This window comes from Nocardia violaceofusca NBRC 14427, assembly GCF_963869435.1.
GTDB lineage: Bacteria > Actinomycetota > Actinomycetes > Mycobacteriales > Mycobacteriaceae > Nocardia > Nocardia aobensis.
Map to the genome: position 1 here is coordinate 133,871 of NZ_CAWMPM010000034.1, position 14,677 is coordinate 148,547.

Sequence of the window (14,677 nt, forward strand, 5' to 3'; positions counted from 1 at the left end):
GATTTCGTCAATATTATGCGGCGCTCTCCACCTCAGGTACGAGGCGATCAGACCTCAGCCCCGTGGCTCGACGCGTACCAGACCTGTCTGGAATGCGATGACCACGAGTTGTGCGCGATGCCGAGCGCCGAGTTTCGTCATGGCACGCTGAACGTGGGTGCGAATAGTCAACGGGCTCACATACATTCGCTCGGCGATCTCCTCGTTGGACAATCCCTGCGCCACATGCACGACGACCTCGCGTTCGCGCGCGGTGAGCACCTCGAGAGATTCGGCGGGTGCGGTTTGCGGTGCCGGGTACGCGAGGAAACGGGCGATGAGAGCCCTCGTAGCAGTTGGGGAGAGCAGGGTGTCTCCGGCGGCGATCGTGCGGATGGCGCTGAGCAGTTCCTGCGGTCCGACATCTTTGCCGAGGAAGCCGCCGGCACCGGCGCGCAGGGCTCGCGCGACGTACTCGTCGAGTTCGAAGGTGGTGAGGATGAGGATGCGCGTGGCCAGGGACTCGTCGCGGCAGATCTCCTGGGTGGCGGCGAGTCCGTCGAGTTCGGGCATGCGGATATCCATCAGTGCGACATCGGGTTTCGTGGCTCGTACGACTTCCAGGGCCTGTCTGCCGGTTCCCGCGACGCCGACCACCTCCATGTCGTCGGTGGAGTCGATCAGCATCCGGAAGGTTCCGACCAGCAGGGCTTGATCGTCGACGATCACGACGCGGATGGTCATCGCTGCTCGGTGTCCTTCTCGTCGTGGCCGTCGGTACGCGGTTCCAGGGGTAGTTTCGTGGATACTTCGAAGCCGCCGCCTGGTCGGAATCCGGCGGACAGTTCACCGCCGACGGAGATGGCCCGTTCGTTCATGCCGATCAGACCGTAGCCGGGCTCGCCCGCCTTCTCGGAGCCGTGACCGTTGTCGGAAATGCTGATCGTCAGCAGCGACCGGGAGTAGTCCAGACGGACCGACGCCGAGGCTGTCCCGGCATGTTTTGTGACGTTGGTGAGCGCCTCCTGCACAATGCGGTAGGCCGTCAAGTCGACCCCGGGTGACAGCGGCTCCGGCTCCCCCGTCACCGATATCGAAATCTGAAGTCCCAGGGGCTCGAAGGAGGCCAGCAGTTCCGGGAGACGGGACAATCCCGGGGTCGGTTCCAGAAGGGTTTCCGGATCGTTCGCCCGGCGCAGCAACCCGACTGTCGCTTTGAGTTCTCGCAGTGCCGAGGAGGTGATGTCGGCCAGCTGATCCAGCATCTGTTGTGCCTGTTCGGGTTTGGTGCGCAGCAGGTAGGCGGCGGTGGATGCCTGGGCGTGGGCTAGTGCCATATGATGGGCGACGATATCGTGCAACTCCCGGGCGATGCGGACTCGTTCTTCGGCGACACGGTGGCGTGCCTCCTCCTCGCGGGTGCGTTCGGCCAGTTCCGCTCTCGCCTGCATGGCAGCGAGATAGTTGTGTCGGCTCCGTGTCGCGTCGGCGAACGCGCCGGCCAACATGAATCCGGCGAAGAGGCTGATCTTGCCGGGGGTGAAAAGCGATTCGGGACTCAGCACGATTGCCGCAGCCAACAGCACGACGCCGGATGCCAGCAGATATGGCTGGATCCAGCGGCGATCCTGTCGCGAACCCACGGAATGCGCTGCGACCAGGGCAGGTCCCACCAGCATTCCCGAGACTCCGGATCCCATTGCGCCCATAACGACACCGCAGACTGTCGTCACCGCCAGCACACTGCGCGGGTAGCCGCGGTGCCACAGCAAGGCGATAACCGCGACGGCGGCGAACGCGGCGGCGGCCGCAGACACGGGCCGGACGATCTCCGGAGGGCCGCTCTCGGCGTCCAGCGTGCTCGCGAAGAGGGTAAACCCGAACAACGCACTGGCGAGCGCCACGTCGACGATGCGGAAATTGCGCTGCATCAACTTCCCTCGGTCTCGCGAGATCGGCTCTCTTGTCGTGTCGAAGGTAATCCACTGAACCAGGCGAACGCGGTAGGCCACCCGGCAGTGGCCTACCGCTCGCCGGGCAGCTCAAACGCGGGTGGGGGCCAATTCGGGCACATCGAGATGACGTAAGCGCTCGCCCTCGACATCCACGTTCGGCAAGATCTGCTGCAGCCGACGCGGCAGCCACCACGCCGTGTCGCCGAGCAGTGCCAGCACGGCCGGGACGATGGTCATCCGCACGATGAACGCGTCGAAGACGACCGCAGCGGCGAGGCCGACACCCATCATCTTGATCATCGACTCACTCACCCCGACGAAGCCCGAGATGACGGCGATCATGATGGTCGCCGCGGCGACGACAACCCTTGCGCTGTGCCGGAATCCGGTAACGATCGACTCGGTCGCCGACTCGCCGTGCACATATGCCTCGCGCATTCTGGTCACGAGGAAGACCTCGTAGTCCATGGCAAGGCCGAACACCACGCCGATGAGGAAGATCGGCATCATGCTCATGACAGGTCCGGTCTGCTGGACCCCGAGCAGGTCGGCGAGCCAACCCCATTGGAACACTGCGACGATCACGCCCAGTGATGCGCATATCGACAGCAGGAAGCCCAAGGCCGCCTTGAGCGGAACCAGCACGGACCGGAAGACGACCATCAGCAACAGAATCGCCAATCCGACCACCACCGCCAGATAAGGCACCAACGCATCGGACAGCGTCTGCGACATGTCGATATTCAGCGCGGTCGTTCCGGTGACCAGCATTTTCGCCCCGGTTGCCGTGCGCAGTTCACCCGCTTCGTCGCGCAGGGTTTGTACGAGGTCCTTGGTCTCGGCGGCGGTCGGTCCGGCCTGCGGCACCGCGGTGATCACGGCGGTGTCACCGGCCTGATTGAACATCCCAGCGGTTACCGACACAACACCTTCGGTCGCAGAGATCACCTTTTCAGCTTGTGCCACAACGGCTTTCGGATCGGGCGCGCCCTGCGCGTCCACCACGATGGTGAGGGGCCCGTTGGCGCCGGCACCGAAACCCGCGGCGAGCGCGTCATAAGCACGGCGCTGCGTGGTCGAGGTCGGCTGCGACGCATCACTCGGCATGCCGAGCGCCAGATCCTTGACCGGAATGGCCACAACCCCGAGACCGATCACCGCGAGCAACAGGACCGGGATCGGTCGGCGCACAACAAACCTCGCCCAGCGAGTTCCCATGCTGTCCTCGGTGTTTCGGGCCTCGTCCGGCGCGCGATCGCCCTCGCGGAGTCGGCGCGGCAGAACGGCGTTCGGGAAGAACCCGAGCAGCGCGGGCAGCAATGTCAACGCGATCACGACCGCAACCAGCACAGTGCCCGCCGCGGCCAAACCCATGGTGGTCAGCGCGGGCAGGCCGACCACCGACAGTCCCGCCAGTGCGACGACGACGGTCAGGCCGGCGAAAATGACCGCCGAACCCGCCGTGCCCACAGCATGCCCGGCGGCCTCCCCGGCAGTTCGTCCGGCCTTTCGTTCGGCCAGATACCGCGAGACGACGAATAGCGCGTAGTCGATGCCGACCGCGAGCCCGAGCATCATGGCGAGAATCGAGGTCGTCGACGACAAACCGATCGCCACGATGGCGGCCACCCCGGCGCCGATGCCGATCAGCGCTGTGACCAGCGGAAGCCCTGCCGCCGCAAGGGATCCGAAGGTGATGAGCAGCACGACCGCGGCAATGGCGACGCCGATCACCTCGGTCGCACCCGCCTCGGGTATCGCCTGCAGGACGGTGCCGCCGAACTCGACGGTGAGCCCGGTCGCCCGACCCTGCTCGACCGCGTCCTCCAAGGCCGCTTTCGTCGCGTCGGTGATGTTCGCGCTCCCGGCGTCGTAGGTGACAGTGGCGTAAGCGGTCGTACCGTCCTTACTGATCGCACGTACTTGGAAGGGGTTGAGCACGTTGGCTACCTGAGGACCATGCGCGACATCGGCCACAACCTTCTCGACCGCGGCCTGGTTCCCGGCGGCAGTGATCTGCTGACCCTGCGGCGCCACGAAAACGATGCGTGCGTCGGCGGCGTCGGATTTGCCCCCGGGGAAGCGCTGATCGAGCAGGTCGAACGCCTGCTGTGATTCCGTGCCTGGCATCGACATCTCGCTCTCGGCCGCCTCGGGTGCTCTTGCCGCGCCGAACACCAGCGCGGCCAGCAAACCCACCCAGAGCAGCACGACCATACGCCGCTTCTCGAAGCAGAACCGACCCAGTCGGTAGAGGAATTCAGCCACGACGTCGAGCGTCGCCGAGCGGATCCGTAGTCGTCATCGTGCACATGCAGGCTATCGGCAGTACTGCATATGCAGTACAACTGTGTTGGACAGAACTCGCCACGCGGGATCGCGCGCCGTGCATCCGAGCGCCTGGCAACGGCCTTAAGCTGGGAGAAATGAGTACACGACCGGGGTTGCGGGAACGGAAGAAGGCGGCCACCCGCACCGCGATCGCCCAGGCCGCCGCGGCACTGACGAACGAGATCGGCCTGGACAAGGTCACGATCGACGCTATCGCCGAAGCCGCCGACGTCTCGGTCCGCACCTTTCACAATTACTTCACGAGCAAGGAAGCAGCCGTCGAGCACGCTGTCCGCAGCAGCTTCGACGACATGGTCTCGGCACTGGCCACCCGGCCCGCCGAGGAGGGTGTGTGGGACGCGCTACTGGCCGTCACTCTCGCAATGTTCGAAGCGGTACCCGGTGGCATCGATGGAGTCACCGCCATGATTCGGACCGTCGAATCGACGCCCGCCATGATGGCCAGGTACACCCTCGCCCGCATGGATGATAAGCAGCGGCTGGCGCAGGTCGTCGCGCGGCGAACCGGCACCGACGCCGCCACCGATCTGTATCCGATGCTCGTGGTCGCGGCTTCGGAGGCGGCGGTCGAAGCCGCAGTAGCGTTGGCGGACAAGGGATCCGGACGCGACTTCGAGGAACTGCTGCGCGAGGCGTTCGAGCGCCTGCGACCTGCCCTGAACCAACCCGGAGCAGATTCTTAGAATTCTGCCAGGTTGTGCAAACTTGCCGAGGTATGCAAGTTTGACTTAGGCTGGGAACGGTCACCGAGCCGGACTTCACTCAACGGCGAATCGACGTGTCACCACATTTCACCGACTACATTCCCGCCCGAGAGGTGGTTACCTTTCCATGTCTGCACCCGCTGTGGAAATAGCTTCCACGAAAGGCCGTTTACCCGCGCTACCTTCCCTTACCGGGTTGAGATTTATTGCCGCCTTCGCGGTATTTCTCTTGCACTCGGGATTCCTGGTCCAAATATATCCGTTCTCGAGCTCGGACGCCTCGAAAAAGCTGTCGGACGTCATCCCGCTGCAACTCGGCGCAACCGGTGTCGCATTCTTCTTCCTGTTGTCGGGATTCATCATCGACTGGTCGTACGACAGCGCCAAGGACACCATCCGCGCATTTCTTCGGCGACGGGTATTCAAAATCTTTCCGTCGCATCTGATCACTGCCCTCATCGTAGTGGTCCTGCTCGGTTTCCCACTCGCCGAACTGGCCGGTCAGATCCCGAACTTCCTGCTGATCCATACCTGGTCGCAGAATTGGGGCACAAGTGCGGAATTGAACAGTCCGTCGTGGAGCCTCTGCTCCGAAATGCTGTTCTACTTCCTCTTCCCATTCCTGGTGCCACTCGTCAACCGAATCCGCGGGCGAGCGATCTGGTGGACCATCGGAATCCTCTCCGGAATCCTGCTGGCGATACACCTGGTAATCTACTTCGCCTATCCCGCCTTCGACCTTTCGAGCATGGCGTCGATGTATCCACCCCTGCAGAAATCGCCGGATATAACCTGGTCGGGCTATGACTATTCGGCCGCCATGTCCGCATCCCCTGGTATGCCCATGTCCCCCGGCATGCCCGGGTCGGGCGGTAGTTCAGGAACATTTACGATGCCGACCAGCGCATGGCTGTCCTACCAATTCCCGCCCACCCGCCTGCTGGAATTCTTTGTCGGCGTCTTGTTCTGCCGCCTGGTGAAATCGGGAATGTGGCGCAACACCAACCTCGCCTGGCCGCTGGTCGCCTGCGCCGGGGCCTACGCCCTGACCTATTACGTGCCGATGGCGTTCAAGACCTCCATAGTGATGATGCTGCCCCTCGCCGTACTCATCGCGACCTATGCGGTGCGCGATCTCCGCAGCATCAAAGGGATTTACAGCAGCAGGCTCGGAGTGTGGTTGGGCGACGTATCTTTCGCGTTCTACATGGTGGGATATCCCGTCCAGCTGTTCCTGCAGCGCCACCTGATCGCCGGGCACAGCTGGGGTTTCCACGGCTATCTGTTCATCACCGCATTGACATTCGTCATTCAGCTACCACTGGCCGCCGCGCTCTACCACCTGGTGGACAAGCCGATCATGCGCCGGTGGGCACGCAAGAAGACCAAGGCAACCCCGCCGCCCGATACCGCAAAAGAAGTCGACGAATCAGCGAAAGAAACCGTAGCGAGTTCAGCGGCGACCATGTCATCCACACCTTCATCGACGGCAAATTCGGTACCCCTCACAACTCCCCGGTCCGAACCCGTCACGTGAAATAATCGACGGCCATGAGTCCGTAGACAACGGAGATGGGGACCGAATCCGATAAGGCAACGGATTCGGTCCCCAATTCTGCACTCGAGGTCCGCCGCGGCATACTCCCGCACCTCGCCTGCACCATGTCCGCGCCGTCGCAGCTCAGACCGGCGGCCCCTTCTTCCCCGAACGTCCGGGGTGCACCCGTTTTGACACCGAGCATAATAACGGTCACACTGTGACCCTTATTATGGTCAACGCACAGTCCTGGGGCCCCGGCGTGGCTCTAGTCCGAGAAGTCAGCTCACCCTGCCTGCTCATTCCCCGCGCCGCCCGGTCGCGGTTCGTCCGGCCCGCGTTTCTCGTCGCCGGTCCCGCGGCACCCAACCGTGCCGCTCACCACCGCGCCGAGGAGACTTCGTGACCAGCCAGCGCTACCACCTGGGACGTCGACGTTTCTTGGCCGCGACAGCCGCAGCGGCGGCCGGCGGATGGATGGCGACCCGCGCAGCGGGCTCAGGGGCGGATCCTCTTGTCCCGCAACCGGAACCAACGGTCGACGTCGACGCGCCGCCCTCACCCAGGGTAGAGCCGTTCGTCGACGAGTTGCCCGTCCCAGCTGTCGTGCGCGGAAACCAGACCCTGACTGTCGGAGCCGGCACCCACCGCTTTCACCGCGATCTCGGTGTCGCCCCGACCTGGTCGTACGGCAATGCCCCCTACCTCGGACCCACTGTCGAAGCGCAGGTCGGCGAGGCGATCGAGCTGACCTTCACCAATACTCTCGGCGCACATCTGTTCTCGAGCGAGGTCGACACCGCGCTGGACGGAACCACCGACCAGGACCGCGTCGCCCCCCGCGTCGCGGTGCACCTGCATGGTGCGGTCACCCCGCCGGACATGGACGGTCACCCCGAAGACACCTTCCGCCCCGGCGCAACGAAGATCTACCGCCACCACAATCGCCAAGACGCCGCCACTCTCTGGTACCACGACCACGCAATGGGCATCACCCGCCTGAACGTGGTAGCAGGCCTGGCCGCCTTCTATCTGCTGCGCGACGAGTACGACACCGGGACCGCCTCCAACACCCTCGGACTGCCCAGCGGAGAGTTCGAAATACCGCTGGCGATCGCCGACCGCCGTTTCAACGAGGACGGCTCACTGCGCTTCAAGACCGTGCGCTGGATTCAAGAGGGCCGCTGGGAAGGCGGCATGTTCGGCGACCTGATCACAGTCAACGGTGTGGTCCATCCCCGTTTGTCGGTGGCGCGCGGCATGTACCGGTTCCGGGTACTGAACGCCTCCAACTTTCGCGAGTACCGGCTCTCGTTCTCCAACCGGACCCGGTTCTGGGTCATCGGCAATGACAGCGGTCTGCTCGATGAACCCGCGTACATCGACGAAGCAGCGATCGCGCCCGGCGAACGGCTCGACATCGTCGCCGACTTCACCGGTCTCGGCGCGGGCGACACCGTCGAGTTGATGAATACCTACGAGTATCCACGGGGCGAAGCCGAAATCATTGGCGCCCAGACCATCAGCAGTCTTGTGCGGTTCATCGGTATCGGAACCACAGGCTTCACCGCCGCACCGCCGGTCACACTGCGAGGCGGGCGGAAACAGTCCCCCGCTCTGCCAGCCGCGCGCACCGCGGAGCGGCGCCGCATCATTACCCTCAGCCAGCGGCCGGTGACGACGTGGCCACCGTTCACCAACGTCATGAACAACCTGTGCTACCACGACGATCCGGTACCCGAACCACGGCAGGGCAGCACCGAAATCTGGGACTTCGTCAACATCTCCCCCGACTCCCATCCCATGCACCTGCACCTGGTTCACATGCGCATCCTCGATCGCCAACCACTCGATGCCCTCGGATATCTCGCGGCGAATCCGGCGCCTCCGATAGGCACGTTCTGGGCGCCCGAGCCGGACCGATTCCTCAACGGCGCCCCCGAACCGCCGCATCTGTGGGAAACCGGCGCCAAAGATACCGTCACCTGCCCGGCCGGCATGGTCACGCGAGTATCGATCACCTTCCCCACCGCCGACGAGCTGGGCTTCGATCCCGACGCGATGTTCCACTCCGGCGACCACATGATGATGCAGGGCTACGTCTGGCATTGCCACCTCATCGACCACGAGGACGAATGCATGATGGCGCGATACCGACTGCGCGCGTGAGCTGTGACCGGAGCCGCATCAGTCCAGCGCATTCGGCAACATAGTGACCGAATGCCGGTCGCTCGCTCACCCTGCCGATCGGAGACAATAGTGAAATGGGAAGTAGCACCGAGGCGCAAAACGAGGGAAGGCCGGTACGTCGCTCGCCAGGGCGTCCGCGGGTACCGTTCGACAAAATCGTCACCACCGCGGTGCGACTCGTAGACGACGAAGGCGCCGCTGCTCTGTCGATGCGCAACCTCGCCCAGCGGCTCGACACCGGGACGGCCGTGCTCTACCGCGCCGTCAGCGGCCGCGCCGAGCTTGTGGGATTTGTGGTCGACCGAGTCTTCGGGGAGGTAGATTTCGATGTCGACGCGACAGACTGGCAACAGACATGCCGAGTGGCTGCGCAAGCCATCTTTGACACCCTCAGTCGCCACCGCAGTATCGCCCCCTTGCTCATCGAGCAGGTTCCCACCGGGCCCAATGTGCTCGCCCTTCGTGAACGCTTCCTTGCCCTATTGCTCGATGCCGGTTTCACCCCCGAGGCTGCTGCACGCGCCTACGCTACGTTGGCGCGGTATGTCATCGGATTCGCGGCGCAGTTGCGCGACCCCGTCGTCCCCGACCCCGAACCCGCACGCCTGAGCGCACTTTTCCATGAGCTGGATCCGGCCGGGTACCCCGCCACCATCGCGGTGGCCGATTGCCTGCCCACGCAGAAGCTCGAGGACGAGTTCCGCTTCGGCTTGGAGATGATCGTCGACGGGCTAGCGATCCGCCATACTGCCGCAATAGCGACCAACCACGGCAATACCTTTCAGGGCACACCCTCGCGGAAAAATTGACCCTCAGCTTGCCGACAGCGCTCGGGCCAACGCGCGTAACGCCACCACAGATCTGCGTTTCCCATAGGCCACCACCGTCGGACTCGGACGACCGTCGCTCCAATGAGAAGTGCTGAGCCGTCGGTGAGGCTGCCCTCGACCGAATCCGGGGGCCGGTCAACGGCAGAGGTCCGACCACCTTGATCGACAGGCCGAGAATTTCGGTCCAGAAATAGTCGTCGAATGCCGCCGTGCGAGCCGCAACTCCCAGAGCGGAGGCGGCGGCGACCTTGCCTTGCGCGACGCGCATTGGACCAGAAGGGCACACGGCGGCCCGTATCCCGCAGGTAGGTGACGTCTCCGGCCGCGTACACGCCCTGGAACTCGGTCGTGCAGGCCCTATCAATGCCCACACCGAGCACGTCGGCCAAGCCAGAACCGTTCAGCCATGCCGTGTTCGGCACTTCTCCCGCGCAGGTGACCACGACATCAGCGATCAGCTCGGTTTCGTCGTCGAGCGCTACACCGTGTACCGGATTCCCTGCGAGGGTGGCGAACTGTCGGGATCGCACGAAACGCACGCCGCCGCGTTCGGTGCGGTCCGTGATCACCTTCGACAGGAACGGTCCGAGGATGCGCTCGAGGGGAGGATCGACGTCGATCACCGTGACAGCGATACCTCGCGCCACGCACGCACTGGCGACCTCCATGCCAAGGAAGCCGGCGCCGACCACGATCGCCGACCTGGCTGTCTCCAGGCGCATCCGCAGCCGTCGCGCGTCGTCGAATGTCCGAAGCACATACTCGCCACCGGTGAGGTCCTCGACCGCGGCGACGGCATCAGCCTCGGTGGCGTTGACCATATCGGTAGCACCGAGACCGGCGACGCGCCGGTGACACGCTCAACCGCGACTTCAGCGCCGCCGCACCCAACCGCGTGTGGGTCGCCGATTTCACCTACGTCTCGACGTGGACCGGATGGGCATATGTGGCGTTCGTGTTCGACGCCTACTCCCGCGCCATCGTCGGCTGGACCACAGCCACCACGAAGACCGCCGCGTTGGTGTCCAAAGCGCTCAACATGGCCGTGTGGCGGCGTGACCATTACGGGCATCCGATCGAGCCCGGCCTGCGATACCAGGGCGTGGGTCCAGCCACTGGAAACCTTGTCGTCTGCCCGACTCTCGCCTCGCTGCGGCGACAGCGCCGCGATTCCCGCTCGCAGGCTGGAATTGCCGTAGCTGTAAACCCGGCCACCGGAACCTGTCCCCGAGGTGTTGAGACCGGACGGCCCACCCCAATAGGGCAAGCTGGGATTGATCTGCTCGGCGAGACCCGGATCGACCTTCACCAACGCAAAGTCGTTGTAGGAGCAGGTGTTCGGGTCGGTTTCGCCCAGGTGCTGCATCGTCAGCCAGCTGCTGTAGGCCAGCTGCCCGACCCCGATGGTGGTACCGGCGGAGCGTGGAGAACCGTTGCGAGTGAAGGTCACCGGAGTACCGAGCGCGAGGCTGCCGGCCTCGCATCCGTCAGTCCGGTCGGATCTGCCGGTGCTCGCACAATGCGATGCCTGTCCGAGATACACACCGTCGGCGTCGTCGACGAAGACATAGTTCGCCGTGCACTGTCCACCACCCTGGGTGAAGGTCTGCACGCCGGGTGTCAGGGCGGCCGACGCCGCGGGCGCCCAACGGCGCCCCGCCCGATCGGCGGCGACGGTCTCGTCGGCCCCGGCACCGTCTCCCTGCAACGACGGTGTCGCTGCCGACGCTGGGTGGCTGGTAGACACCACCGGCGCGCCGGTCTGGCTACCACAGCCGGTAACCGTGCACACACCGGTGAAGACGCAGACGACGGCGAGGACTGCAAATACATAGCGCGGGCAAGACATTCGGATGAGCTCCGTTTTTCGATGCGGTGACGCGGGCGCAACGGCAGACGCGACGGCTGCGTGCCGCTACTCGGGAGGGGTCTGCGTACGCGGTGCTCGGAGAAGTGCTCCGATGCCGGCGACCGCGACAATCACGGCCACCGCGATCAACGATGCGGACAGACCACTGATGAAGGCGGACTTCACCGCCGCGGCCAGCGCGGGACCTTGAGGCCCGATCAGACCGGCCACATGAATACCCGCGGCCGCAGACGATTCGACCGCGTGTGCCGCTTGTGGAGGCACACCCGCTAGCGACGGCAGAGCCGATGTGTAGTGGCTCGCGAACACCGATCCCATCAACGCGATGCCTACCGCGGAACCGACTTCCCGGGTCGCGTCGTTCATCGCCGAGGCAACTCCCTGTTGCTCGGCAGCCAGCGAACCGACGATGACCGCGGTACCCACGGCACTCGTCAGACCCACACCCAGACCGGCCACGATCAGGCCGCCGAAGAACGGCAGATAACCCGAGTCCGTCTCGAGGAACGACAGCGCGAACATACCTCCGGCCAGCAGCAACAATCCGCCGCCCAGAACCGCCTTGATTCCCATTCGTGCGACCAAGCGCGGTGTCAGCACACTGGTCGGCAAGACCACGACCGCGATCGGAATCAACGCGACCGCACTCTTCAGCGGGCTGTAGCCCAGGATCAGCTGCAGATACTGCAAGCCGACGAAGAAGAAGCCGAAGACGGCCATGAACTGAACCAGGATGGTGATCGCTCCGGCTCGGAAGCCTCGGATACCGAACAGCCGCGGGTCCAGCAATGGATGGTTGTTCCGGAACCCGAGTACGGCATACAGGCCCAGCGCGGCGGCCGAGAGGGCGAAGCTCGCGATCACGCGCGCGCTGGTCCAGCCTGCTTCGCTGCCTTCGATGATTCCGTAAACGAGAGTTCCGATGGCTATGGCGCTGGTCCAGGAACCGGCGTGGTCGAGCGGGCGCCGCGCTTCATCACGAGTATTAGGTGCCAGCAGCAGCGCCAACAGCCCACCGACGAGCGCGACCGCGGCGCTGGTCACGAAGATCGAGCGCCAACTCCATTGCTCGAGTAGGAATCCCGCGGCGAGCAGGCCGATGATCGCGCCCGCGGCGGCGAAGCCCGACCACACGGCCACGCCGCGATCGCGGCGGTCGGCCGGGAAGGCGGCGGTGATCGTGGACAGCGTGCCCGGCATGATCATCGCCGCACCGATACCCATCACCGCACGCCACGCGATGAGCGAATTCGTCGAATGCATGGAGGCCGCGGCTATCGAGCCGGCCGCGAAGACGATGGCGCCGACGACCAGGACGTTCCGTCGGCCGAGCCGGTCGCCGAGGGCACCGATCGGCAGCACGCATGCGGCCAGCGCAACCGTGTAGGCATCCGCGATCCAGGTCAGCGACGTCGTCGAGGCCGACAGGTCGATCGCGAGGTCCGGCAACGCGAGATTGAGAGCCGATACCGAGGCGACGACGAGGACGAGACACGTACACATGGCGGCGAGAACCCCGCCGGTACCCGCTCGTCCGACGGTGGGGCCGCCCGAACGGTCCGCCGGAAGCGGTCGGTCTGATTCGTAACTCATCGAGCCTCCTGCCACGTGACAACATCGCAGACATCCGCTGTGGCAATCGCACTGCTCGCCACTGTTATGATGATATCATCAATTATGACTTCACTATCACAACACCGCAATACCGACACCTCCTCAGTGAGGCAGGTCGCGTGTCACTCCGCTGTTACCGCTCACCACCATGGAAGGAATCGTCGTGCCGACTACCCCGAAATCCGCGGCAGAACTCACCGAACCTCTGGCCCGTCACGGATCGCGCCGACGACGACTTGCTCTCGTGAGCGCCGGAGTGGCGATCACCCTCGCCGCCGGAGCCGGCGTCGCCGCCGAGGCCTGCTATCGGCACCGGGTCGCGCAGTGCATCAGCACCCGGGAACAGCAGGAACTCGGAACATCCGTAGCGGTCGGATTCGGTGCGCGCCCACTCCTTCTCACCGCCCCCGAGCATCGCATCCCCACCGTCACCCTCGACAGCGACAACGCGACCTTCGGGCCCGCGGCCGGTATGCGGGCCCACGTCGAACTGAAGGACATCGACCTGGCCGACCACGGCCGAGGTGGCGCCGTCGTCGGAGGTAGCAGCACGACAGCGACCTGGAGTGACGACGCGATGGTCACAACACTGCACGGCCTGGCAACTCGGGTGATAGCACACCCGGAGACGAACACGCTCACGATCCAATTGGTCAACGGTCTGGCCACGGTCGAAGTGCGCCCCAGTGTCACGGACGGCAGAATTCGGGTCGAGACCGTCTCGTCCCGGGGCGTTCCGGTCGGCGTGCCCGACCGGATCCTGGAGTTGCTGAGCGACAGCCTCCAGGACTATCCACTGAACCAGCAGCCGACCGAGATCACGGTCACCGACACCGGTCTTCGAATCCACCTCACCGGAGGCACCACCCACCTACAGAGCACATCCACCGAGTGCTGATCGACGCTTCACACCCCCTCGAAGATGGCCTCGGTCTCGATGAACAGCCGGTTTGGATCATGTGAACTTGATTGATCAATCCTAAGATTCTGATCATTGAATCAAGATAATGATGAGAATGCGCTGAAATCACATGCTGACTCGGCTACGGGCTTCCCTCTCCTACCGTTCATCACATCCGGTCTGCCGAATCCCTCTGCCAGGCAAGCCAACAATCCTCGAACGCCGGGCGCCCGACGGCACCGATGGCCGCACCGCCACTTCGACACCGCAGTTCAACCTGGCGCACGCGCGGCACCAGCCCGTGGCACTGCACTACGGGGACCAAGCGCCGCGGAAGAGCGAACATGATCGCGAACAGGCCGCCTGGAGCAGGATGACGAGCACCATCAGCCTGGGCGCGACCAAGACAAGCAGAACCGACAGTAGGGACGGCGGGCGGCCGATCAACACAGCCCGGCCGGGGATACCGAAGGTTCGATCGCCGGTTCGCTCACCGAACTACTGGAGGGCACGATCGCGCTGCACGGACGCGCCTGACAGCGAGCGGCAGATTTCGGGCACGAAATCGCAGCTGATAATATGCTCAGTTACGATCTTCATGACGTCGCCGAAGGGATAGCACGAGATGGCCGAGCCAGTGGTCCGCAACCGTATCGACCGACGGCGCGAGCGGACTCGCAACGCCTTGCTGGGTGCGGCGCGAAAGTTTCTGTCGGAGGGGCGTTCGGCGGTCAGCATCCAAGAA

General features: G+C 64.4%; 11 protein-coding genes and 1 pseudogene. 6 read left to right on the forward strand and 6 right to left on the reverse strand.

The annotated features are described in order from the left end of the window. Positions 1 to 54 precede the first annotated feature (54 nt). The 3 genes from AC5592_RS26615 to AC5592_RS26625 form a co-directional block, all read right to left on the reverse strand. Complete coding sequence (locus tag AC5592_RS26615) at positions 55 to 723, reverse strand: response regulator (RefSeq protein WP_063065813.1); 669 nt, start codon at positions 721 to 723, stop codon at positions 55 to 57. Beyond that, positions 720 to 1,910, reverse strand: coding sequence for a sensor histidine kinase (locus AC5592_RS26620; protein WP_063065814.1), 1,191 nt, complete (start codon positions 1,908 to 1,910; stop codon positions 720 to 722). The genes AC5592_RS26615 and AC5592_RS26620 overlap by 4 nt, the downstream gene beginning before the upstream one ends. A 111-nt stretch (positions 1,911 to 2,021) precedes the next feature. Further along, positions 2,022 to 4,202, reverse strand: a complete 2,181-nt coding sequence (locus AC5592_RS26625; RefSeq protein WP_063065815.1) for an MMPL family transporter — start codon at positions 4,200 to 4,202, stop codon at positions 2,022 to 2,024. A gap of 158 nt (positions 4,203 to 4,360) precedes the next feature. Between AC5592_RS26625 and AC5592_RS26630 the strand changes: the two genes are divergently transcribed. From AC5592_RS26630 to AC5592_RS26645, 4 genes are all read left to right on the forward strand, one after another. Then, positions 4,361 to 4,969, forward strand: a complete 609-nt coding sequence (locus AC5592_RS26630) for a TetR/AcrR family transcriptional regulator (RefSeq protein WP_063920392.1) — start codon at positions 4,361 to 4,363, stop codon at positions 4,967 to 4,969. A 148-nt stretch (positions 4,970 to 5,117) separates the two neighbouring features. After that, positions 5,118 to 6,527 carry an acyltransferase family protein gene (locus AC5592_RS26635; RefSeq protein WP_063920393.1) on the forward strand — a complete coding sequence of 470 codons (1,410 nt, stop codon included), beginning with the start codon at positions 5,118 to 5,120 and terminating at the stop codon, positions 6,525 to 6,527. Between the two features lie 402 nt (positions 6,528 to 6,929). Beyond that, positions 6,930 to 8,696, forward strand: a complete 1,767-nt coding sequence (locus AC5592_RS26640; RefSeq protein ID WP_157122238.1) for a multicopper oxidase family protein — start codon at positions 6,930 to 6,932, stop codon at positions 8,694 to 8,696. Between the two features lie 95 nt (positions 8,697 to 8,791). Continuing rightward, complete coding sequence (locus AC5592_RS26645; RefSeq protein WP_084507234.1) at positions 8,792 to 9,526, forward strand: TetR/AcrR family transcriptional regulator; 735 nt, start codon at positions 8,792 to 8,794, stop codon at positions 9,524 to 9,526. Here the strand turns inward: AC5592_RS26645 and AC5592_RS26650 are convergent. Further along, positions 9,499 to 10,368, reverse strand: a complete 870-nt coding sequence (locus tag AC5592_RS26650) for an FAD-dependent oxidoreductase (protein WP_063065820.1) — start codon at positions 10,366 to 10,368, stop codon at positions 9,499 to 9,501. The genes AC5592_RS26645 and AC5592_RS26650 overlap by 28 nt on opposite strands. A gap of 71 nt (positions 10,369 to 10,439) precedes the next feature. On the opposite strand from AC5592_RS26650, the pseudogene AC5592_RS26655 reads away from it, so the two are divergent. Continuing rightward, a pseudogene (locus tag AC5592_RS26655) lies at positions 10,440 to 11,426 on the forward strand (DDE-type integrase/transposase/recombinase); the annotation flags it as partial. Positions 11,427 to 11,462: 36 nt separating this feature from the next. Here AC5592_RS26655 and AC5592_RS26660 read toward each other — a convergent pair. Further along, complete coding sequence (locus AC5592_RS26660; protein ID WP_063065821.1) at positions 11,463 to 13,010, reverse strand: MFS transporter; 1,548 nt, start codon at positions 13,008 to 13,010, stop codon at positions 11,463 to 11,465. A gap of 265 nt (positions 13,011 to 13,275) precedes the next feature. Here AC5592_RS26660 and AC5592_RS26665 point away from each other — a divergent pair, with 265 nt between their 5' ends. Next, positions 13,276 to 13,929 (forward strand): LmeA family phospholipid-binding protein, encoded by a 654-nt coding sequence (locus AC5592_RS26665; RefSeq protein WP_198163944.1) that lies wholly within the window; start codon positions 13,276 to 13,278, stop codon positions 13,927 to 13,929. A gap of 501 nt (positions 13,930 to 14,430) precedes the next feature. Here the strand turns inward: AC5592_RS26665 and AC5592_RS26670 are convergent. Continuing rightward, positions 14,431 to 14,677: hypothetical protein (locus AC5592_RS26670; RefSeq protein WP_232329572.1), on the reverse strand; the 247-nt coding region annotated here is incomplete at its 5' end.

What these genes read in the sequence shown, in the direction of transcription:
- AC5592_RS26615 (WP_063065813.1), bottom strand. Translation starts at nt 723, where the DNA reads ATGACCATCCGCGTCGTGATCGTCGACGATCAAGCCCTGCTGGTCGGA.
- AC5592_RS26620 (WP_063065814.1), bottom strand. Translation starts at nt 1,910, where the DNA reads ATGCAGCGCAATTTCCGCATCGTCGACGTGGCGCTCGCCAGTGCGTTG.
- AC5592_RS26630 (WP_063920392.1), top strand. Translation starts at nt 4,361, where the DNA reads ATGAGTACACGACCGGGGTTGCGGGAACGGAAGAAGGCGGCCACCCGC.
- AC5592_RS26635 (WP_063920393.1), top strand. Translation starts at nt 5,118, where the DNA reads ATGTCTGCACCCGCTGTGGAAATAGCTTCCACGAAAGGCCGTTTACCC.
- AC5592_RS26645 (WP_084507234.1), top strand. Translation starts at nt 8,792, where the DNA reads ATGGGAAGTAGCACCGAGGCGCAAAACGAGGGAAGGCCGGTACGTCGC.
- AC5592_RS26650 (WP_063065820.1), bottom strand. Translation starts at nt 10,368, where the DNA reads ATGGTCAACGCCACCGAGGCTGATGCCGTCGCCGCGGTCGAGGACCTC.
- AC5592_RS26660 (WP_063065821.1), bottom strand. Translation starts at nt 13,010, where the DNA reads ATGAGTTACGAATCAGACCGACCGCTTCCGGCGGACCGTTCGGGCGGC.